Source organism: Pseudomonas sp. LBUM1652 (assembly GCF_059716105.1).
The window spans coordinates 2,974,357-2,994,116 of sequence record NZ_CP166804.1 but is presented as its reverse complement, the minus strand read 5'-3'; the positions used below and the strand labels follow the sequence as shown (position 1 = coordinate 2,994,116).

The window sequence follows — 19,760 nt, the reverse complement described above, 5'->3', positions numbered from 1 at the left end:
TCAACGCCGGAGCGTCCATGAATAACAGCCGATTCGCAAGAACCGCTGGCTGGCTGGCAGTGCCGTGCCTGGTCGCGGCAGGCCTGCTGGCCTGGTATGTCACCCGCGAGCCCGCCTCGCCCCTTGAAAGCCAACCGATCGCTGCGGCCGACATCGAACCGACGCTGGTCGCCCGTGGCGAATACGTCGCCAGGCTTAGCGATTGCGTGGCTTGCCACAGCGTGCCAGGTGGTGCGCCGTTCGCCGGCGGCCTGGAAATGGGCACACCGCTGGGCGCGATCCATGCGACCAATATAACCCCGGACACAGAAACCGGCATCGGCCACTACAGCCTGGCGGACTTCGACCGTGCCGTGCGCCACGGCGTGGCATCCGAGAGCCGACGTTTGTACCCGGCAATGCCCTACCCGTCTTACGCCAAGCTCAGTGATGACGACGTGCGAGCGCTGTATGCGTTCTTCATGAAAGGCGTGGCGCCAGTCAAACAGGCGAACATCCCGAGTGCCATTCCCTTTCCGCTGAACCTGCGTTGGCCGATTGCGCTGTGGAACGGTGTGTTTGTCGACGCCGAGCCCTACGTGGCCAAACCGTCGCAGGATGAAGTGTGGAACCGCGGCGCTTACCTCGTTCAGGGCGCCGGGCACTGCGGCAGTTGCCATACGCCGCGTGGCTTGGCGTTCAACGAGAAGGCGCTGGATGAATCCGGTACGCCTTACCTCGCTGGCGCCTTGCTCGATGGCTGGTACGCGCCGAGCCTGCGCGATGACCACAACACAGGCCTGGGTCGATGGAGCGAACCGGAAATCGTGCAGTTCCTCAAGACCGGTCGCAACAGGCACGCGGTGGTCTACGGTTCGATGACCGAGGCTTTCAACAACTCCACGCAGTTCATGAGCGACGAAGACCTGACGGCCATTGCCCGTTATCTCAAGTCGTTGCCTGGGGACCGCCAGCGCGACGGGCAGCCATGGCAGTATCAAGAGGTCTCGGCAGCGACGCGCCTGAATGCGCCGGGCGCCCACACCTACGAGACGCGCTGTGCCTCCTGCCACGGCCTGGACGGCAAGGGACAATCGCAATGGATGCCACCGCTGGCGGGTGCCACTTCTGCGCTGGCCAAAGAAAGCGCCTCGGCGATCAACATCACCCTTAATGGTTCGCAGCGTGTCGTGGCTGCCGGTGTACCGGACGCCTATCGCATGCCGGCATTCCGCGAGCAGTTATCGGATCAGCAGATTGCTGAGGTACTGACATTCATGCGCAGCACCTGGGGTAATCAGGGCAGTGCTGTTGATGCACAGGCGGTTGGCAAGCTGCGCGAACACACCGATCCGGCCAGCAGCAGCCCGATCATCCTGCACATGCGCTAAGAGGAGAGCCTGATGGAAAGCATCGACTTGCTGGTCCTGCGCACGGCGCGGGACTGGCTCGCCGCCGGCGAGCGTGTACTGCTCGCCACGGTGGCGCGCACCTGGGGTTCTTCGCCGCGCCCGACAGGGTCGATGATGGCCTTGCGTAACGACGGTCGAGTGGTGGGCAGCGTGTCCGGGGGCTGTATCGAAGACGATTTGATCCATCGCTATACCACGGCCCATGGCGGCAGTGGTTTTGACGACAGCGCACCGCAAGTGGTGCGCTATGGCGTCAGCGCCGATGAGGCGCATCGATTCGGCTTGCCCTGCGGTGGCACGCTTGAACTGATCCTCGAGTTCAGCCCGTCCTGGCAGTCGCTCGATGAACTGCTGATCCATCTGGATGGCGGGCGGCTGGTGCGCCGCTGCCTGGCAGTGGCGTCCGGCCAGGTGACGCTCGCACCCACGGCGACCCCGGAGCAGTTCACGTTTGACGGCCAACAGATGCTAAATACGCTGGGACCGGGCTATCGGATGCTCATGATCGGTGCCGGCGCATTGTCCGAGTACCTGGCCACCATGGCGTTGTTCAACGGCTTCAAGGTAGCGGTTTGCGATCCACGTCCGGAATACATCGAGACTTGGGCGGTAGACGGCGTGGAGCGCATCGTCGGCATGCCGGATGACGTGGTCCGCGACTTCGCGGTCGATCTGCGAACCTGCATCGTCGCTTTGAGTCATGACCCGAAACTCGACGATCTGGCGCTGCTCGAAGCCCTCCATGGCCCGGCGTTTTACATCGGCGCCATAGGCTCGCGGCGCAACAGCCACCTGCGTCGCGAACGCCTGATCGAACATTTTGGTGAGACCCAAGCCTCGCTGAAGCGTTTGCACGGACCGATCGGCCTCTACATCGGCAGCAAGACGCCTGCGGAAATCGCCGTCAGTGTGATGGCCGAGATTCTTGCGGCCAAGAATGGTGCGAGCTTGCCGAGTGAGCTCAGCATCGCCCAAGCTAAACATGCCATTGAATCTGTGGCCTCATCGGCCGGAAAAGCTCTGGTGACAAAAACCTCACCAGGATGTCTACGCTGAAGATATCAAACCGGGATATTGGATCTCGACATTCAACGTCATCAGCCCCCCTTTCCTCAGTCATCAGATTTGCGGCGACTCTGGCGAGACTGACGACGGGCTCTATCCCAAGGCGGTATCGAGAAACATCATCACCCCGAATCCAAGCATCAAGCCAAGCGTCGCAGGGGTTTCGTGGCCATTGCGGTGGGTCTCGGGAATCACTTCGTGGGACACCACGAAAATCATCGCGCCGGCAGCCAGACCGAGGGCGATGGGATAACCCAGCGCGAAGCTGCTGGATATACCCAGGCCGACAATAGCGCCGATCGGCTCCATCAATCCTGACCCGACGGCGATCAGCGCCGCGCGCAGTGCGGAAATGCCCGTCACGCGTAACGCCAACGCGACAGCCAAACCTTCGGGGATGTCTTGAATGGCAATGGCGGTGGTCAGAGGCAAGCCCACCTGCATGTCACCGTTGGCGAAACTCACACCGATGGCCATGCCTTCCGGCAGGTTGTGCAGCGTGATCGCCAAAACGAACAACCAGACCCGATTGATGCGCTTGGATTCAGGCCCGCGACGGCCACTTTTTTCGTGCTCGTGGGGGACGAAACGATCCAGGCCAACCATCAACCCCACGCCCAGCGCCAACCCTGCAACGACAACACATGCGGCAAGCAGTTGATTGCCGCACAGCGCTTGCGCCGCCTCGATGCCGGGAAGGATCAGCGAAAAAGAACTGGCGGCGAGCATCATGCCGGCGGCAAACCCGAGCATGGTGTCTTGAGTACGTGCAGCGATATTGCGCAACGCAATCGCTGCAACGGCACCGGCCGCTGTCGCGGCGAAGCCGGACATTCCACCGAGGAAGGCAAAATACAGATTTTGTTTGTTGGCACCGACGAAAGCGCCATAGCCGCTGATCAATAGCAAAACAGTTACGCCAATCAGCACTGCCCAGAAAACCCGTCCGCCCCATCCAGGGCCTGAGAATCGGGCGAACCAGGTTCGAAAAGGCGCGTCGGACGAGGTCAACGGTTCGGGCATGACGATCTCCTGTTTTCTTGAATAGCTGCGACGTTCCAGGGTTCCGACATCGCCATGAACGCAAATGCTTCAGTGATAGTCCTCTCCGGCGACCGCTCGCGGACCCAACTGATGAGTCAGCCTCCTATGTCCATGCCGATTTGACCATCCAATGCCTGCCTCACCTACCAGACCAAGCGTCAAGACTTCGAGAGCGCTGTTGCCGAGTTTGCGCTTTTGCATAGGAGATCTCCCTGATGAGCGGGGCTCGCGCACTCACGTAAACCAGAAAAGAAATCGCTCCGCCCTTTCATACCCCTTCTCGCTGGCAAAAAAACACAGCATGTCGAGCATAATGCCCGTCACAGCGAACACGACGCCTTGGCCAACCGCGTCGAAGATAATCAGGAAGATACCCAAAACAGTAAAAGCACAGCCAAGCGCTGCCAGCATCCTGCGGCTGTTGGTTTGACTCGGATACTTGTTCAGCATTTCTCACCGGCTGAAGTCATCAATTCCATGGCTGAAACTGTAGACCACGCTGCTGCGCACCTATCCATACCGTCTTTCAGAAAGGGCCATTGCAAGGCGTCTACTCATGAATGACCTTGATGTAATCGTTCAACTTTGAGCGCCGCAACAGCACCCAGTCGCTACTTTGCAGGCCAAAACATCTAGAAGTGTTTTGCTCGACCAGATCGGGCTGTCATCAAGCGCCAAAGTTGAACGCTATGGAAATCCGCGGTCTCGCCCCTTCATAACGCGTTACTGAGTGCATCAACCACGATGGAAACATGAGGAACGTTCCACTTTGGGCGGCACAAGTAATACTGAAACCGGCGGTAAGGCAATCTTCAACTCGCATGCGCAGCGCCGGGTTGTAGGTCGATGCAACCATGCCGCGCGGGTCGATGAATTCCAGATCTCCGCCAACGCCGGGATCTTCCTCCCGGCCGCCGGCGTCGACCCAGTAAACCCCAGACCAGAACGCACCGGGATGGCCATGAAGTGCATTGCTGTGGCCGGCCTCGTTCACGTTGGCCCATGCATTGAGTTTCCAGTCGAAAGCAGGCTCGGTCAGGCCGTATTGATCGCTGTGCACCGCTGTCAGTTGAGTGGCAAAGTCAGTGGCGAATCTCACCAACGCATTGCACGCCGCCCCTCCCCATGCGGAGAAATCGCTCGACGATTGCCAACCACCGTCATTGCTGTGGTGTGCACCACTGCGATCTTGCGCCATACGACGGGTGACGATGGACTTCAACTCGGCATTTAGTCTTTCTGCATCAGGGTACTGAATACTCGCCAGGGGTGTTGCGAACAGTCGCCGGATCTTTATAAGTTCGGGATCTATCAGATTGTTGCTCGACTGCATTGCACTTTCTCAACTTGCGCTAGTTGCAACGAACTATATCGAGCGAAGTGATAGACCGATGTAAACCTTTGTTAAAACTATAATTGAAAAAGTTAAAAGTGCATTTAAGCACTCTCGCTTTCAACTTCCCGGCGACCGGTCATCGTGCTAAAACTGCACAACTCCGCAAAAACTCGCAGGACAGTCACGCAATGCCCAAGAAACCGCCGGTCAGTAAAGAGGCCGCAACCGCCGCAGAAATCGAGCGCTCCATTCAGGCGTTGAACAAAATGGCCGAACGCCTGTGGGGTGATGGTCGAGAAGCCGAGGCCAAGGCGCTTCTCGACGCGCTTGATGCATTAAACCGGGCGCTCGACCGGATCAGAATTGGCGAGAGTCGCAGGATTGTGACTCTCCATTAACCTACGGTTTGAGAATCAGCAGCGGCTCGCCCTTCTTCACAATGTAAGTCGCCAGTTCAGAAGCCTTCTCTTTGCCGACGTTGCTGGCGACATGCGCAACACCCGCCGGAATAAACAGCGAATCCCCGGCCTTCAGCGTCACTGCCGCCCTGCCCTCAAGTTGATATTCAAATGTCCCGCTGATCACGTAAGCGACTTCCACGCCCGGATGCGCATGCTTGGGCGAGGTCACGCCGGGTTCGAAATCGACCCGTGCCTGAATCACCTCACGGTCGGCAGCGCCGAGATCCTGGCGAACCAGATCCGTGCGGCTCAGGCCTTGTTGCCAGCTCTTGGGTTGCGTGTCAGCGGCGTGTGCGATTGCGGTCATCGAAGCGAGTACTACAGCGGTAGCCAGAAACAGTGGACGGCGCATGATGTTGCCCTCTTGTACGTAGTGGTGTGGTGACCGCTACTTTGCGCGGGGCATGTATGGCTGATGTGTCTTAAACCCGGTGTTTGTTATTGGCGTGTGTACACGGGCGTGATTGATACACGCTTATACAAACCTTTCGCTGTTCTGCTGCTGCGCCAGCAACCATGTCCGCAAGGCGACGATCTTTTTAGAGTCGGCGGTTTCATGAGGTGTCACCAGATAGAAACCCAGATCATCCTTCAAGCGCAGAGCAAAAGGCGCCACCAGTCGCCCGGCCCGCAGGTCGTCGTCGACATAGGTCGAGCGCCCGATGCAAACCCCCTGCCCGTCAACGGCGGCCTGTACGGCCATCATTGCCAGATCGAAGGTCAACCGTGGTCCTTGGGCCAGTTGCGCTGGCTGGCCCGCTGCGCTGAGCCAGACGCTCCAGTCTCCGCCGGTCATACCGCTAACTTGCAGCATCGTGTGATGGGCCAAATCAGCAGGCGTATTCAAGGCCTTTGTCCCGCCGAGTAACGCCGGGCTGCACACGGGAAAAATCTCATCGGACATCAAAAAATCGGCACGCAGGCCCTTCCAGTCACCTCGGCCATAGCGAATCGCGGCATCAATGCCACCCTTGCGAAAATCCACCAGATCGGTAGAAGCGCTGACTCGTACTTCAATCTCAGGAAATGCCTGCTGAAATGAAGGCAGGCGCGGCAGCAACCACTTGGATGCCACCGACACCAAGGTGCTGATGGTCAGCACGCTGTTGTTGCGCGACGCCAGCAATTGCTCCGTTGAATAGCGCAATTCGTGAAACGCCGAACGGATGCCGGGCAAGTAGGCATGCCCGTCTGTCGTGAGCGCCAAACCGTCCTTCAACCGCAGAAACAGAGGCACGCCAAGCTCATCTTCGAGTCGACGTATCTGATGACTGATCGCGGTTTGCGTGACGTTCAGCTCCTGCGCAGCCAAAGTAAAGCTCATGTGCCGAGCAGCAGACTCGAAGGCTCTCAAACCATTCAAGGAGGGCAATCTGGCGACCATATGACGTTCAATACTCATGAGATTTTGTCATACGCTAACACTCGAAATGACCTTTGCGAAACGCTCAGTGACATTGGATCCTGGCGTCCTTTCTCCACAAGGAACTGCCATGAAACTGTATTTCGCACCGATGACCTGTTCTCTATCACCGCACATTGTGCTCCGGGAACTGGGGCTGCCGTTCGAGCTGATTCGCGTCAACAACCAGACCAAACGCACCGCCGACGGGCGTGATTTTCGTGAGATCAATCCCAAGGGGTATGTGGCAGCGTTGGTGCTGGATAACGGCGAGGTGCTGACGGAGGGGCCGGCGATCCTGCAGTTCCTTGTCGACCAAGTTCCAGGTAGTGCGCTGGCGCCGGCCAATGGCACGTGGGAGCGTTCGCGTTTGCAGGAACATCTGAACTTCATCAGCAGCGAAATTCATGGCGGCAGTGCGCCGCTGTTTAACAGTCAGATCCCGGAATCGATCAAGTCGCTCTTCAAACACAAACTGTTTTCGCGTTTGGAGTTACTGAGCCAGATGCTCGCAACACAGGACTATTTGATGAGTACCTTCGGCGTGGCCGACGCCTACCTGTTTACCGTCCTCACCTGGCTACCGACATTCAACATCGATATTGAGAACTGGCCGGTGCTGGCCGCCTACATGAAGCGCATCGCCGACAGGCCAAGTGTGCGGTTGGCGATGGCGGCAGAAGCGGCCACACAGCCGGTCTGATCCGTGCCGTTTGCGCGAACGGGCCATGTCGCCAGTGAATCTGTAAACTGGCGCAAACTTTTACTCACTCAAACAAGAGATCAGCATGGCCAACCAAGACATCACTTTCACTCCGGACCCGGACGCCGACTCGATTTCCTCCGACGTCGCGACCTTTGGCGGGATCATGGTCTCCACGCAGATTCCGACCCGTGCCGATGGCAGCCTGGAACTGGGTGGTATTACCGAGCAAAGCGAATGCACGCTGCAAGCGCTGAAAGTCGCACTGGAAAGTGCCGGCAGTTCGATGGATCGGGTGATGCACCTGACTATCTACCTCACCGACATGGCTGATCGTGCGGCGTTCAACGAAGTGTACAAACGTTTCTTCGCCAAGCCGTGGCCAGTGCGTGCAGCGGTGGGCGTCGCCTCGCTGGCCGTCGAAGGCATGCGTGTGGAAGTGACTGCGATGGCCGCCAAGGCCTGACGTCACACCCTAACGCCCTGTAGGAGCTGTCGAGTGGAACGAGGCTGCGATCTTTTGATCTTTGAAATCAAGATCAAAAGATCGCAGCGTGCCGCAGCTCCTACAAAAGCGAGACCAGGTCTGCAATAGCCATCGGGCAGCACAGGCGTGCCGGGCGCGCGTTTCGCGGGTAGAATGCGCGCCTAACCGTGACAGCCTGACTAAAAAAACTATGTCCTTGCCCAAGCATCATCTGGAATTGCTCAGCCCTGCCCGCGATGTCGCCATCGCCCGTGAGGCGATCCTGCACGGCGCCGACGCCGTGTACATTGGCGGCCCGAGCTTCGGCGCGCGCCACAACGCCTGCAACGAAGTGAGCGAAATCGCCGAACTGGTGGAGTTCGCCCGCAAGTATCACGCGCGGATCTTCACCACCATCAACACCATCCTGCACGACAACGAACTGGAGCCGGCGCGCAAGCTGATCCATCAGTTGTACGACGCGGGCGTCGATGCGCTGATCGTCCAGGATCTGGGCGTGATGGAACTGGACATTCCACCCATCGAACTGCACGCCTCGACCCAGACCGATATCCGCACCCTTGAGCGAGCGAAGTTCCTCGATCAGGCCGGTTTCTCGCAACTGGTACTGGCTCGCGAGCTGAATCTGCAAGAAATCCGCGCCATCGCCGACGAAACCGATGCTGCCATCGAATTCTTCATCCATGGTGCCTTGTGCGTGGCCTTCTCCGGCCAGTGCAACATTTCCCACGCGCAGACCGGCCGCAGCGCCAACCGTGGTGACTGCTCGCAGGCCTGCCGTTTGCCGTACACCCTCAAAGATGAAAAGGGTGGCGTGATCGCCTACGAAAAACACCTTCTGTCGATGAAGGACAACAACCAGAGCGCCAACATCCGCGCCCTGGTCGAAGCCGGTGTGCGTTCGTTCAAGATCGAAGGTCGCTACAAAGACATGGGCTACGTGAAGAACATCACGGCCTATTACCGCCAGCGCCTCGACGACGTACTCGAAGACCGCCCGGATCTGGCCCGCGCTTCCAGCGGCCGTACCGCGCACTTCTTCCTGCCGGACCCGGAAAAGACTTTCCATCGTGGTAGCACCGATTACTTCGTCACCGATCGCAAAATCGACATCGGCGCCTTCGATTCGCCGACCTTCACCGGTTTGCCGGTGGGCACGGTCGAGAAAGTCGGCAAGCGTGACATGCAGGTCGTGACCCACGAGCCGCTGTCCAACGGCGATGGCTTGAACGTGCTGGTCAAGCGTGAAGTGGTCGGTTTCCGCGCCAACATCGCCGAAGCCAAAGGCGAGTTCGATGAAGACGGCGAGAAGCGCTACCGCTATCGCGTCGAGCCGAACGAGATGCCGGAAGGCCTGTTCAAGCTGCGTCCGAATCACCCGTTGAATCGCAACCTCGATCACAACTGGCAGCAGGCACTGCAAAAGACTTCTTCCGAACGCCGCGTGGCGCTGAGCTGGTTTGCACGCTTGCGTGAAGAGCAGCTGGAAATCACCGCCACCAGCGAAGAAGGCATCAGCGCCAGCGTCACCCTGAACGGCCCGTTCGGCGTCGCCAACAAGCCTGAGCAGGCGCTGGAACAACTGCGCGATCTGCTCGGCCAGCTGGGCACCACGCAGTACCACGCCACCGACATCAAACTGGATGCACCACAGGCGTTCTTCATTCCTAACTCGCAGCTCAAAGCCCTGCGCCGTGAAGTGATCGAAGCGCTGACTGCCGCACGCATCGCCGCTCACCCACGTGGTAGCCGTAAAGCTGAAACCAGCCCGCCGCCGGTGTACCCGGATTCGCACCTGACCTTCCTGGCCAACGTCTACAACCAGAAGGCGCGCGACTTCTATCATCGTCACGGCGTGAAGCTGATCGACGCCGCGTACGAAGCGCACGAAGAACCAGGCGAAGTGCCGGTGATGATCACCAAACACTGCCTGCGCTTCTCCTTCAACCTGTGCCCGAAACAGGCCAAAGGCGTGACCGGCGTGCGCACCAAAGTCGCGCCGATGCAGTTGATCCACGGCGATGAAGTGCTGACGCTGAAGTTCGACTGCAAGCCGTGCGAGATGCACATCATTGGCAAGATGAAGGGCCACATCCTCAACCTGCCGCAACCGGGCAGCGTGGTCGGCCACATCAGCCCAGAAGACCTGATGAAAACCATCCCCCGCGCACCGCACTGAGTGGTTGGCGAGTGCGGTGCTTCGGCGCTGTACTCGCCCGCCCTGCTCTACCGGGTCAAATCGCAGGCATAAAAAAACGCCAACTTCTTGCGAAGTTGGCGTTTTTCAATAGATGGCAGGGGCGGCTGGATTCGAACCAACGCATGGCAGGATCAAAACCTGCTGCCTTACCGCTTGGCGACGCCCCTACAGCTCTTGTCAGCGGCTCCGTGAGGATCGCTGCGAGAACGGGGCGCAATTTAACAACATTCGTTACGTTTGTGAAGCGCGAAGTGAAATATTTTTTGTTTTAAAACAGCGACTTATTATTTTGGCCGAATTCGGGCCAGTGATCAGTGGGTTTAGCGCGGTGTATCACACTGTGTACGAACCCCGCCGCGATACAGCGCCTTTCAACAACGCCCCACTTCGACACAGGCCAGATACGTCCCTACGCTTAAATGCACTGAAGATTTCAAGGATTCATACAGAACCCTTGGCCAAAGGCTCGCACAGGAGACGTCACCATGAAGATGGCACTGCACACCCGCAAAACCGGCATCGCGCTCGGCTTGTCGATTCTCGCTTTCTCCTTGTTTGGCGCCTTCGGCACAGCTCAGGCGCAAACCTCTGAACCTGCAGCAGTAAGCTATTCCGCACCCTCGCCCTTCGGCCCGTTGAAACATGTGAAGGCCGGCGTGCTCGACGTCGCTTATGCCGAAACCGGCCCCGCAAACGGCCCGGTGGTAATTCTGTTGCACGGCTGGCCGTACGACATTCACAGCTACAACGAGGTCGCGCCTTTGCTGGCGGCCAAGGGCTATCGGGTATTGATGCCCTATGCGCGCGGTTATGGCGATACGCAGTTCCTCTCCAAGGACACCCTGCGCAATGGCCAACCGGCGGCGCTGGCCAGCGATGTCATCGACTTCATGGATGCCTTGAAGATCAAGCAAGCGGTGCTCGGCGGGTATGACTGGGGCGCACGCTCGGCGGGCATCGTCTCCGCGCTGTGGCCGGAACGGGTCAAGGCACTAGTGGCGGTCAGCGGCTACCTGATCGGCAATCAGGCTGCCGGCCAGAACCCGCTGCCGCCCAAAGCGGAATTGCAGTGGTGGTATCAGTTCTACTTTGCTACCGACCGGGGTCGCGCCGGCTACGCGAAAAACACCCACGACTTCGCCAAGCTGATCTGGCAACTGGCGTCACCGCAGTGGAAGTTTGATGACGCCACGTTCGACCGCTCAGCCAAAGCCCTGGAGAACCCGGATCACGTCGACATCACCGTGTTCAACTACCGCTGGCGTCTGGGCCTGGTGCAGGGCGAAGCGAAATACGCAGCGCTGGAGCAAAAACTGGCCACCGCACCGTCGATCAGCGTGCCGACCATCACGCTGGAAGGCGACGCCAACGGCGCACCGCACCCGGCGCCTGAGGATTACGCCAAGCGCTTCACCGGTAAATATCAGTTCCGTTTGATCAATGGCGGTATTGGCCACAACTTGCCGCAGGAAGATCCGCAGTCGTTTGCCAAGGCTGTGATTGATGCGGATCACCTGTAAAAGCGTCTTATCCTGGCGCAAACAAAAAAGCAGTCAGCCGCAAAGGCTGACTGCTTAATCATTAACGTGAGTGGTTAGTCGATTGGCACAACGTTATCCAACGCCTTGTTCACCGCCAACTCCCCCAACATGACCACTTGTGCAATGCCCAGCAGGGTATTGCGGTTCGACCCCTCCAGCACACCTGCAAAATTACCGAGCATGACCGCGGCGGACGCCAAGGAACCGCTGGCATTGGTCAGCAAGGATTCGGTGTCGGATTGCGGGTTGACCGTAAATAGAGTGCTGGGCGTATAGGGTGTGGCCATGATCACGGCCGCCGGCAGCAGGCAATCCGGATCGGTAACCGGTGGTTCGGGTGTCTTGGACATCAGCTGAAACTCCCAACTAGTGCGGCAAGCGCTGGTTGTCGAGGACTCGACCGACCACCAGCTCACTGAGCATGATCACCTGTTGCAGGATCAGCATCTTTTTGCGCTGTGAAGGGTCGATCGAATCGGCGAGTTCACGCGCCATGTCACTGGCTGACGATAAGGTTTCAGTCGCCTCGACGAGCAGCGTTTCGTTATCGACCGTGGGATCGATGAGGTAGATCTTGCCGGTCTTGCGGGTGGTTATTGAAGTCTTCGGTGCCGCAGGGTTGAGGTAGAAGTTGATCGCGTGTTCTGTAGCCTTTTTGATGTTTTGCACATCAAGGGCAGGATCGTAGGGGATTGGATCGATTTCTGGTGGGTTCGGCGTGATTTTGAACATAAAGGACTCTTTGTCTTAAAAGAATTGAAGAGCCGTCACTTTCGCTACCAAACGAAGGGTGGCGGCCACACGTGGGTTGGTAGACCGGTCAAGACAGAGAAAAACCCCGGCGCCCCCGAAAGGGCCCCACGCATGGCCACCATATAAAAACTGAGCCCCAAAAAAGAGACTGCATAAGGTGTGACGCCATACGGTTGTCGAGAAACGGGCTACCAAACCCGATCACTGTTTTTGCAGTGACAGGGAAACGATACAGCCCGCCTCATAGCGCGTAAGCCGGCGGATTCTGGCGTACGCGTAGGTAACGGCGCAAGGTGTTGTAGCCGTTATGGCGTAACAGCTGGTCTAACTTAAACGCCTGTGCCGAGTGATGTTTAAAGGGGACTATCAGCTTTCAGATGACAAGCACAATGCTGGGTAATCCGTTCACCTGGCGTGTTTATTAATCTGCTTTGAGCACGAATTCGAATCCGATACCCACGCCCTTCAGTGTCTCGGCAACACGATCTATAAGTAACTCGCCTTGCTTGGGTAACGCGTACTGACCTTGAACACGGATGATCGGTGATTTACCGCGTGCACCGGGTATCTCTATGTAGATTTCACCGCTTTCGATAAAGGCGATGTAGTTGTTGATTTTCTCTTGTAGCACCAGCAGGTGCTCGCCTTGTTCGGCCTTGTCGCCCCATTCCAGATGATCAGCGATGCCCAAAATGATCTTGTTGTTGTCCCATTTTGGGATGCCCCACATGTCGATGGTTTTGGCGTCCGACACGGACATTTCAGTTCCTTTATTCCATGTAATTTTACGGTGGTCCGCGCGATTCAATCTCGCCCCGGCGACTAGTTGCAAGCCGCCAAGTCGTCTTTGAGCACAAATTCCATTTGAATGCCCACGCCTTTGAGCACCTCGGTAACGCGATCAATGAAGGTCTCACCTTGTTCGGGTAATTCGTACAGACCGTTGATACGAATTTTGGGATTCTTGCCTTTGGCTGGTGGATAGCTTTCCAACAATTCGCCGCTCTCAATAAAGGCGATGTAAGTGTTGATCTTCTCTTGAAGCAACAACAGGTGCTCACCCTGCTGGGCTTTGTCACCCCATTCCAAATGATCGGTGATAACGAGTACGACATTGTCGGGTTCCCATTCAGGTACTGCGATGATGTCGACGACTTTTGTTTCGGTGATAGACATGTCTGCTCCCTCAGAGGGTCGGGTCAGGTCGAATGATGTCGACTCTGGTAGGTGGAATTCTGGTGCCTCCGGTGAAACCGGGTTTGCCTTTGCCGACGACAGTTGCGCCGGATTTTTCTATCTCTGGAAAGCCACGTTTTTGGTTGCGGGTGAGCGGCGCCGTTTCTGAAGATTTGCATTCGACGCATGAGATATTGCCATCGGAATCGCGGCCCATCATATCAATACGCGTGCGAACACCGCTGTCGGTTTTGACGGTGACCTCACGGGCGGCTTCAGGTTTAGTCTTGCTGAATTCTTCAAAGGACGCTTCTTCAAAAGCCTTGCCCTTTTGTTTGTTCTTCTCTAGCTGCGTGCTGAGCACGATGTAGATCGGTTCGAGACCTGCTTCATCGGGAAACCAGATGATTGCGTCCTGGAACTCGGGAGGATGCGCAGGATTGGCCAGAAGCGTGTCTGACTTTTCTGTCGGGGGGTATACCCACACGGGAGGTAATTGGGGCGCACCCTCCAGCGCTGGAATACCCAGTACACCGTCCGGGTTTGCTGCGGGCGTCCAGGTAAGCCCAATGCCGTTGCCTATGTCGGCGATGTATTTTTCGCCGTCCTTTTCCGCTTTGATGACGGGAACATTTTCCCAGTCCTTTTTGCCACCGGTGTAGAAGCCGTAAGCATTGACAGAGCCATCGGGCAAGGTCTTCACGTTGACGCGGACACGCGTGCGCCCCGTTTCGAGCGTGGCGTATTGGTCGTTTTTGTAGAAGGCGCTGTCCGGCGCAATGCTGGTGTTCGGCATCAGTAGCGCGACGGTGCCTACGGCGGCGCCTGCTGTTAGTGCACCTGCACTTTCGAGCAAACCTAGCGCGAGGGAGCCACCCAATCGTTGAGCGATGGCGCTGCCAGTTGTGGAGCCTCCGACCAGTTGAAGAGACGTACCTTCTGCGGTAATTGCTGCCCCTGTCGCCAGTACGGCCCACAAACCGTAGTCCGCGAGTTTCTCTACGGGGACGAATCCAGTTTGGTTGGAGTGGTTGATTTCGCCGTCGGGCAGGTTGCAGCTTTTGGCGAACACGCAACCCATGGGGTCGGATTTTGTGTCTGGCGCTGCAGGGAGGTCTTTGTATTGCGCCCAGTGTTGGGCGTTTACGTCGACGGGTTCGACGCCGCTGTTGCGGTAACCCTTGGGTGGGTTGGGGACATAGCCACTCAATCCTTGATTCCTTGTCCTGATCCTTTGAACGAGGCGCAGGGTGACAGGTGGGGTTTAGAGTGACAATCGGTGGCACTTTGACGCCATCTTCAACGGCTCGGAGGGACGAATCCACGAGCGTACTACCTGTGACAGGCTGGTGTACTGGAGAAAACGGCGGGGTTCAGTGATGCGGATCATTTTCAATGATTACCCTCACCCTAGCCCTCTCCCGCAGGGAGAGGGGACTGACCGAGTTGAATGGGAGAGGTACGCCGACGTGTGAAACCGCGTTGAATTCGAGTGAATGGACGGTTTGAGTTATTTAACGAGGCGTTTTTCTTTTGACGGTCGATAGCCAAAATACGAGCTGTAGCACTTGCTGAAGTGGCTCGGCGAAACGAACCCGCACGCCACCAGCACTTCCACTTGCGACAACTCGGTGTGTTGCAACAACCGTCGCGCTTCGGTGATGCGCAATTCCAGGTAATAGCGCTGCGGCGTGGTGCCCAGTTGTTCCTTGAACAGGCGCTCCAACTGGCGGCGGGACCGACCGGCGTAGACCGCCAGTTGCTCCAGCTCCAGCGGTTCTTCAAGGTTGGCATCCATCAGCTTCACGACTTCACGCAACGGCGCGCTGACGCAGATGTTTTCATCCGGTTTGATCCGCCGATACCGCGACTCTTCGAACGCCAGAATGTCTTCGACGCCCTCCACCAGCGCCTTGCCGTGCAGGCCTTTGATCCAGTCCAGCGCCATGTGGAAAGCTCCCGACGGGCTGGACGCTGTGAGCCGGTCGCGATCGATCACGTAAGGCTCGCTGCTGACGTGAGTGGACTTGGCGATTTCGGTGAGCGCCGGACGATGCTCCGGGTGGATCGCGCAGCGGTAACCGTCAAGCAATCCGGCGCGCCCGAGAAACCACGCACCATTCCACAGCCCGGCAAGACTGACGCCCCGCTCCGCCGCTGCACGCAACAGCTGGATCAACTCATCCGTCGCTTTCAACTCGGTTCGATAACCACCGCACACCACCAGCAGATCCAGTTCCTGAAGCGCCGCCAGATCAATCCGCGCATCCGGGCGAATGACCAGCCCCAGATCACTGACCACCTCGCCGTCACTCAATGCCAACGTACGCGAAGAAAACAGGCCCGGACGGAGCAGGTTGCTGGTGATGATCGTGTCCAGCGCCTGGGTAAAGGCCGGCAGTGAAAAGTGTTCGAGCAGCAGAAAACCGGTGCGGGTCAAGCGGGTGTCAGCCGATTGCTCATTCAGATAGCGGAGGTTTTTGCCCTTCATGCCCCCGCTGAATTGGCGTCGTTCGATCAAGGTCTGGTCCATCGGTCATGTTGTTATTCGCCGATAGTTGGCCTGAAGCGCCGAAGAGTCAATCGCGCCTGCGGCAGGTGTCTGCTTGCACCAGATCCGCTACGCCATCAACTCCACAATCCAATCAATAAAAACCCGCAACTTCCGGCTGACATGACGGTTCGGCGGATACGCCACGTAGAGCGGCATCGGTTCCAGTTGCCAGTCTTCGAACAAGGGCACCAACTCGCCCTGAGCCACGTGCGCATCGGACATGTATTTGGGCAGCCATAACACTCCCATTCCGGCCAAGCCTGCTGCGAGATAGGCATTACCGTCGTCGACGGCCAGCACATGACGCCCCTTGATTTGCAAACGTTCACGCTCGTTATGCAAGGCATACGGCACGGGTTTGCCGGTGCGCGCCCACAAGAAAGCAACGACGCGGTGATGTGAATCTTCCAGCTCCTGTGGATGCAGCGGTGTGCCTGCACGCGCCAGGTAGTCAGGCGCGGCAAACACACCCAGTGGAAGATCCGCGACTTTGCGAGCCATCAATGACTGATCCAGCAGTTCACCTCCGCGCACCACGCAATCGACGTTCTCATCGATGATGTCGACGATACGATCACTGACGCCCATGTCGATCTGGATGTCCGGGTAGCGCGCGTGAAACCCGGGCAATGCCGGCACAAGAATATGGCGCGCCAGAGGACTGGGTACATCCACGCGTAACCGGCCACTGGGCAAAGCGGCAGCGCCGGACAGGCTGGTTTCGGCATCTTCCATGTCGGCCAGCAGCTTGATCACTCGCTCGTAATACAGCGCGCCGTCCGCCGTGACGTTGACCTTGCGTGTGGTGCGATTGAGCAATCTGACCCGCAACCTGGCTTCCAATTGCTGGACGAGCTGGGTCACGGTGGTCTTGCTCATGTGCAGGGTTTCGGCGGCTTTGGTGAAACTCCCCGCCTCGACCACCCGGGCGAAGGCCTGCATTGCATCAAAACGGTCCACTTTTCGCCCTCTGATTGTTTGTATATTGCAAACAGTGAGCGCCAAGATTGCGCGTTTATCGCCCCACTGCAAACCCCTAATGTTGCTCCATCAACTCACTGATGGAGACACCCCATGACTCAGCGCGATGTTGTTTTTCCACCTGGACGCCAGGCCCTTTACGAACGTCATCAATACTCCCCTGCCGTGCGTTCCAACGGTTTTCTGTTTGTCTCGGGACAAGTCGGTAGCACCGAGGACGGCTCGCCCGAGCCGGACCTGAAGAACCAGATGCGTCAGGCTTTCACCAATTTGAATGCGATCCTCAATGAAGCCGGTTGCACGTTCGACGACGTGGTCGACGTCACCGTGTTCATTGTTGATCCGAAGTCGAAGTTCGAAACGATCTGGAATCTAGTGCTGACGGAATTCTGGGGTGAGGCGCCCCACCCAACCGCCACCGCTATTGGTGTAACGTGGCTGTATGGCTTTGATTTCGAGATCAAGGTGATCGCCAAACTGCATGAAGCGATCTGATCAACCAGGAAACCCGCACACGGCCGACCCCGTTAGTTGAAGTCATTGCGTTGTTTTATGGCGTTTTTATGTTCAAGGGCTGGGTCGCGTTCCGTTGACGTGCAGAGCAGGCGTAGCTTGGCGGACTTTTAATATCAGAAAAAACCATCCCGCAGAGCACTTTGACCCCACTCCGTTGATGGTCTATATCAGTTGTTAGCCGCCAACAACCCGCCTGCTCGCAAGGAAGATCACATGGTGCTCCGACGGATCGGCCTGATAAGTACATTCGTCGCCTTGGCGTCGTTTCAATCAGGCTGCACTTCGCAGCATGTTCACCAATTGGAAATCAAGAAATATGTAGCGCAGCCCAATAGCCTGATCAAACAGATGGATGGCAACGCTTCTATACTTTATGAGAGGGATGGGCACTTCTATACCGCCGGATACATCGCCTACCTCGCAGGGTACGATAAAGAAAGCGTTCAGGATTTTTCCTGTTATACCCAGACACCCGACGAAATCACGACCCTCAATGCAATCTGGGTTTCACTGTATGCCTCGTTTCCAACGATGTGGGACTATCGACACGAAATCACCAGTAGCCTTCACTCCTTGCATGGCGGCGATGCGCAAGCGGTTTACGAGCGCAGAAAACGTCTGAAAGCACTGATCATCGAATCGATACAACCGGGATCCGGAGCGCAATCCTGGCAGACAGGTTTTCTGATCCACGCTTTTGGCGACAGTTACGCCCATGTACACGGTGAACCTCCAGAAGCTTATGGTCAGCTAATTGGCCACACTATCCCGACGCTTTTCGGCAACAGTCCTGACGCGATATTTCTAGCGAATAATCATGTTCGATACCTCGAATTCGTCACCGAACTTTTTGATGCGCTATCACAAGGTCAAACGACATTTCCTGCAGACAAAGATGCACTTGTGCACTTTAAAAAGGAGATTTCGAAGCAAGCCGAACTGGGAAGTGATGGAGATAAAAAAGTCACGATCATCGTCAAGCAAGGTAACGTCAGTTACGACTGGGAAAAGAATGAGGAAATCTGTGGCGTCAAGGACAGCGAGATCGACCGATCGGCAGTAAGGCTCTTCTTGAAAAAAATGTCTGGACAACTGGACGAGGCCATCTGAAATGAAGTGGCTCGCAGTGTTTTTTTTCCTGCTGGTCGGATGCACTCATACCCCACAGAAACAAGGCATTGCCGTATGGAATCAGCCTCGTGCTGAAAGTCCGAAAATCCAGTTCCTGGGTGTCGGTGGCTGGCTGATCACCTGGGAAAAAGAACAACTTGTTTTTGCGCCTTTTTTCTCCCGGACATCGATCTACAAACTACCGTTCAACACCACCCCTGATGTAGCAAAGATCGATCAATCGATGCCTGTCGCTCCGCAGGCGACCATGATGCTGGTAGGACATGGCCATTACGACCACCTGTTGGATGTTGCTTATATCGCCAGGCACCAGGCTAAGGAAACGACCATCTATGGTTCCGCAAATGTAAAACATATCCTCACCGCGGAACTCCCGGATGAAAGAGTCGTTGATGTGCAGCCGATGCTCGGCCCTGCATTTTCCACTCCGGGCCAATGGATTTCCTCTCGCGGGGGACGTATGCGCGCCATGCCTTTGAAAAGCCAGCACGCTCCGCATTTACTTGGATTCCACTTAGTCCCGGAAGATGGCTATCGGCGAGATTTGCAACGCCTGCCCCGGTCTGCCTGGACCTGGAAAGCCGGCCAGCCAATCGCTTGGCTGGTGGATTTACTGGATGAAAACCAAAGGCCTGTATACAGGATTCACTATCAGGATTCGGCCGCCACGCCACCTTACGGATTTCCACCTGTACTGGAGGACGGCAAAGCGATAGACCTGGAGATACTGTGCGCCGGCAATTGGAATCAAGTACGCGACTATCCGAAAAAGTTACTTCAAGTCACAAAACCAAAGAGAGTGCTGGTGGGGCATTGGGAGAACTTTTTCGGTGGCGATATCAACGCCCCGACCAGCATTCCTTTTTTGGATTTCAAAAGGCTGATCGCGGTTGTAAAAGCGGCTGCACCCCAGGCGACGGTAAGCGTCATGGCACCGCTCTCAGAAATGAGCCTGCCCGTTCATTGAGGCGTCAGCGCCCACTGGCAAGCTTCCGACAGTTAGTTTTTCCAGAGTTTCG

The 19,760-nt window shown here is 57.0% G+C and carries 22 protein-coding genes and 1 tRNA gene; 10 read left to right on the top strand and 13 right to left on the bottom strand.

Annotation, left to right across the window (positions count from 1 at the left end):
* Window positions 1-17 precede the first annotated feature (17 nt).
* Both ACA069_RS13615 and ACA069_RS13610 read left to right on the top strand, forming a co-directional pair.
* Window positions 18-1,370: a cytochrome c gene (locus ACA069_RS13615; RefSeq protein WP_497618006.1), complete on the top strand. Its 1,353-nt coding sequence runs from the start codon at window positions 18-20 to the stop codon at window positions 1,368-1,370.
* A gap of 12 nt (window positions 1,371-1,382) precedes the next feature.
* Window positions 1,383-2,447: an XdhC family protein gene (locus ACA069_RS13610; protein ID WP_497618004.1), complete on the top strand. Its 1,065-nt coding sequence runs from the start codon at window positions 1,383-1,385 to the stop codon at window positions 2,445-2,447.
* Between the two features lie 102 nt (window positions 2,448-2,549).
* Here ACA069_RS13610 and ACA069_RS13605 read toward each other — a convergent pair whose 3' ends face one another.
* The 3 genes from ACA069_RS13605 to ACA069_RS13595 form a co-directional block, all read right to left on the bottom strand.
* The gene (locus ACA069_RS13605) at window positions 2,550-3,479 is read right to left on the bottom strand and encodes a ZIP family metal transporter (RefSeq protein ID WP_401264947.1); all 930 of its coding nucleotides are present in this window, start codon (window positions 3,477-3,479) and stop codon (window positions 2,550-2,552) included.
* Window positions 3,480-3,734: 255 nt separating this feature from the next.
* Window positions 3,735-3,950 carry a hypothetical protein gene (locus ACA069_RS13600; RefSeq protein ID WP_401264944.1) on the bottom strand — a complete coding sequence of 72 codons (216 nt, stop codon included), beginning with the start codon at window positions 3,948-3,950 and terminating at the stop codon, window positions 3,735-3,737.
* 217 nt (window positions 3,951-4,167) lie between these two features.
* Window positions 4,168-4,833 (bottom strand): TIGR02466 family protein, encoded by a 666-nt coding sequence (locus ACA069_RS13595; protein WP_497618001.1) that lies wholly within the window; start codon window positions 4,831-4,833, stop codon window positions 4,168-4,170.
* 191 nt (window positions 4,834-5,024) lie between these two features.
* On the opposite strand from ACA069_RS13595, the gene ACA069_RS13590 reads away from it, so the two are divergent.
* Window positions 5,025-5,234 carry a hypothetical protein gene (locus tag ACA069_RS13590; RefSeq protein ID WP_401264939.1) on the top strand — a complete coding sequence of 70 codons (210 nt, stop codon included), beginning with the start codon at window positions 5,025-5,027 and terminating at the stop codon, window positions 5,232-5,234.
* Between the two features lies 1 nt (window position 5,235).
* On the opposite strand, the gene ACA069_RS13585 is transcribed toward ACA069_RS13590, so the two are convergent.
* Window positions 5,236-5,649, bottom strand: a complete 414-nt coding sequence (locus tag ACA069_RS13585) for a cupin domain-containing protein (protein ID WP_497617999.1) — start codon at window positions 5,647-5,649, stop codon at window positions 5,236-5,238.
* A gap of 123 nt (window positions 5,650-5,772) precedes the next feature.
* Window positions 5,773-6,681: a transcriptional regulator GcvA gene (locus tag ACA069_RS13580; RefSeq protein ID WP_497618237.1), complete on the bottom strand. Its 909-nt coding sequence runs from the start codon at window positions 6,679-6,681 to the stop codon at window positions 5,773-5,775.
* A 109-nt stretch (window positions 6,682-6,790) separates the two neighbouring features.
* Between ACA069_RS13580 and gstA the strand changes: the two genes are divergently transcribed.
* The 3 genes from gstA to ACA069_RS13565 all read left to right on the top strand — a co-directional run bounded on the left by gstA (window position 6,791) and on the right by ACA069_RS13565 (window position 10,068).
* The gene (gene gstA / locus ACA069_RS13575) at window positions 6,791-7,402 is read left to right on the top strand and encodes a glutathione transferase GstA (RefSeq protein WP_401264934.1); all 612 of its coding nucleotides are present in this window, start codon (window positions 6,791-6,793) and stop codon (window positions 7,400-7,402) included.
* A gap of 85 nt (window positions 7,403-7,487) precedes the next feature.
* Window positions 7,488-7,868, top strand: a complete 381-nt coding sequence (locus ACA069_RS13570; protein WP_497617996.1) for a RidA family protein — start codon at window positions 7,488-7,490, stop codon at window positions 7,866-7,868.
* A gap of 211 nt (window positions 7,869-8,079) precedes the next feature.
* On the top strand, window positions 8,080-10,068 hold the full coding sequence (locus tag ACA069_RS13565) for a peptidase U32 family protein (protein ID WP_497617994.1): 1,989 nt from the start codon (window positions 8,080-8,082) through the stop codon (window positions 10,066-10,068).
* A 113-nt stretch (window positions 10,069-10,181) separates the two neighbouring features.
* Here the strand turns inward: ACA069_RS13565 and ACA069_RS13560 are convergent.
* Window positions 10,182-10,256, bottom strand: a tRNA-Gln gene (locus ACA069_RS13560).
* A 318-nt stretch (window positions 10,257-10,574) separates the two neighbouring features.
* Here ACA069_RS13560 and ACA069_RS13555 point away from each other — a divergent pair.
* Window positions 10,575-11,609 carry an alpha/beta fold hydrolase gene (locus ACA069_RS13555; protein ID WP_497617992.1) on the top strand — a complete coding sequence of 345 codons (1,035 nt, stop codon included), beginning with the start codon at window positions 10,575-10,577 and terminating at the stop codon, window positions 11,607-11,609.
* A 74-nt stretch (window positions 11,610-11,683) separates the two neighbouring features.
* On the opposite strand, the gene ACA069_RS13550 is transcribed toward ACA069_RS13555, so the two are convergent.
* From ACA069_RS13550 to ACA069_RS13520, 7 genes are all read right to left on the bottom strand, one after another.
* On the bottom strand, window positions 11,684-11,980 hold the full coding sequence (locus ACA069_RS13550) for a DUF6124 family protein (protein WP_401264927.1): 297 nt from the start codon (window positions 11,978-11,980) through the stop codon (window positions 11,684-11,686).
* A gap of 16 nt (window positions 11,981-11,996) precedes the next feature.
* Complete coding sequence (locus tag ACA069_RS13545) at window positions 11,997-12,362, bottom strand: DUF6124 family protein (protein ID WP_497617990.1); 366 nt, start codon at window positions 12,360-12,362, stop codon at window positions 11,997-11,999.
* 442 nt (window positions 12,363-12,804) lie between these two features.
* A complete protein-coding gene (locus ACA069_RS13540) occupies window positions 12,805-13,143 on the bottom strand; it encodes a DUF6572 domain-containing protein (RefSeq protein ID WP_489879766.1) in 339 nt (112 codons plus the stop codon).
* Window positions 13,144-13,205: 62 nt separating this feature from the next.
* Entirely contained in the window at window positions 13,206-13,559 is a 354-nt protein-coding gene (locus ACA069_RS13535) for a DUF6572 domain-containing protein (protein WP_187680391.1), read from the bottom strand.
* A gap of 10 nt (window positions 13,560-13,569) precedes the next feature.
* Window positions 13,570-14,769, bottom strand: a complete 1,200-nt coding sequence (locus ACA069_RS13530) for an S-type pyocin domain-containing protein (protein WP_497617987.1) — start codon at window positions 14,767-14,769, stop codon at window positions 13,570-13,572.
* 300 nt (window positions 14,770-15,069) lie between these two features.
* Window positions 15,070-16,092: a GlxA family transcriptional regulator gene (locus ACA069_RS13525; protein ID WP_497617986.1), complete on the bottom strand. Its 1,023-nt coding sequence runs from the start codon at window positions 16,090-16,092 to the stop codon at window positions 15,070-15,072.
* 87 nt (window positions 16,093-16,179) lie between these two features.
* Window positions 16,180-17,073 carry a LysR family transcriptional regulator gene (locus tag ACA069_RS13520; RefSeq protein ID WP_187680388.1) on the bottom strand — a complete coding sequence of 298 codons (894 nt, stop codon included), beginning with the start codon at window positions 17,071-17,073 and terminating at the stop codon, window positions 16,180-16,182.
* A gap of 114 nt (window positions 17,074-17,187) precedes the next feature.
* Between ACA069_RS13520 and ACA069_RS13515 the strand changes: the two genes are divergently transcribed.
* The 3 genes from ACA069_RS13515 (at window position 17,188) to ACA069_RS13505 (ending at window position 19,708) form a co-directional block, all read left to right on the top strand.
* Window positions 17,188-17,589 carry a RidA family protein gene (locus ACA069_RS13515; RefSeq protein ID WP_497617985.1) on the top strand — a complete coding sequence of 134 codons (402 nt, stop codon included), beginning with the start codon at window positions 17,188-17,190 and terminating at the stop codon, window positions 17,587-17,589.
* 192 nt (window positions 17,590-17,781) lie between these two features.
* Window positions 17,782-18,720 carry a hypothetical protein gene (locus tag ACA069_RS13510; RefSeq protein WP_497617984.1) on the top strand — a complete coding sequence of 313 codons (939 nt, stop codon included), beginning with the start codon at window positions 17,782-17,784 and terminating at the stop codon, window positions 18,718-18,720.
* Between the two features lies 1 nt (window position 18,721).
* Window positions 18,722-19,708 (top strand): MBL fold metallo-hydrolase, encoded by a 987-nt coding sequence (locus tag ACA069_RS13505; protein ID WP_497617983.1) that lies wholly within the window; start codon window positions 18,722-18,724, stop codon window positions 19,706-19,708.
* Window positions 19,709-19,760 lie beyond the last annotated feature (52 nt).

Bases quoted from the DNA above. Each gene is read 5' to 3' on its own strand.
- ACA069_RS13615 (WP_497618006.1), top strand. From the start codon at position 18: ATGAATAACAGCCGATTCGCAAGAACCGCTGGCTGGCTGGCAGTGCCG.
- ACA069_RS13610 (WP_497618004.1), top strand. From the start codon at position 1,383: ATGGAAAGCATCGACTTGCTGGTCCTGCGCACGGCGCGGGACTGGCTC.
- ACA069_RS13605 (WP_401264947.1), bottom strand. From the start codon at position 3,479: ATGCCCGAACCGTTGACCTCGTCCGACGCGCCTTTTCGAACCTGGTTC.
- ACA069_RS13600 (WP_401264944.1), bottom strand. From the start codon at position 3,950: ATGCTGAACAAGTATCCGAGTCAAACCAACAGCCGCAGGATGCTGGCA.
- ACA069_RS13595 (WP_497618001.1), bottom strand. From the start codon at position 4,833: ATGCAGTCGAGCAACAATCTGATAGATCCCGAACTTATAAAGATCCGG.
- ACA069_RS13590 (WP_401264939.1), top strand. From the start codon at position 5,025: ATGCCCAAGAAACCGCCGGTCAGTAAAGAGGCCGCAACCGCCGCAGAA.
- ACA069_RS13585 (WP_497617999.1), bottom strand. From the start codon at position 5,649: ATGCGCCGTCCACTGTTTCTGGCTACCGCTGTAGTACTCGCTTCGATG.
- ACA069_RS13580 (WP_497618237.1), bottom strand. From the start codon at position 6,681: ATGGTCGCCAGATTGCCCTCCTTGAATGGTTTGAGAGCCTTCGAGTCT.
- gstA (WP_401264934.1), top strand. From the start codon at position 6,791: ATGAAACTGTATTTCGCACCGATGACCTGTTCTCTATCACCGCACATT.
- ACA069_RS13570 (WP_497617996.1), top strand. From the start codon at position 7,488: ATGGCCAACCAAGACATCACTTTCACTCCGGACCCGGACGCCGACTCG.
- ACA069_RS13565 (WP_497617994.1), top strand. From the start codon at position 8,080: ATGTCCTTGCCCAAGCATCATCTGGAATTGCTCAGCCCTGCCCGCGAT.
- ACA069_RS13555 (WP_497617992.1), top strand. From the start codon at position 10,575: ATGAAGATGGCACTGCACACCCGCAAAACCGGCATCGCGCTCGGCTTG.
- ACA069_RS13550 (WP_401264927.1), bottom strand. From the start codon at position 11,980: ATGTCCAAGACACCCGAACCACCGGTTACCGATCCGGATTGCCTGCTG.
- ACA069_RS13545 (WP_497617990.1), bottom strand. From the start codon at position 12,362: ATGTTCAAAATCACGCCGAACCCACCAGAAATCGATCCAATCCCCTAC.
- ACA069_RS13540 (WP_489879766.1), bottom strand. From the start codon at position 13,143: ATGTCCGTGTCGGACGCCAAAACCATCGACATGTGGGGCATCCCAAAA.
- ACA069_RS13535 (WP_187680391.1), bottom strand. From the start codon at position 13,559: ATGTCTATCACCGAAACAAAAGTCGTCGACATCATCGCAGTACCTGAA.
- ACA069_RS13525 (WP_497617986.1), bottom strand. From the start codon at position 16,092: ATGGACCAGACCTTGATCGAACGACGCCAATTCAGCGGGGGCATGAAG.
- ACA069_RS13515 (WP_497617985.1), top strand. From the start codon at position 17,188: ATGACTCAGCGCGATGTTGTTTTTCCACCTGGACGCCAGGCCCTTTAC.
- ACA069_RS13505 (WP_497617983.1), top strand. From the start codon at position 18,722: ATGAAGTGGCTCGCAGTGTTTTTTTTCCTGCTGGTCGGATGCACTCAT.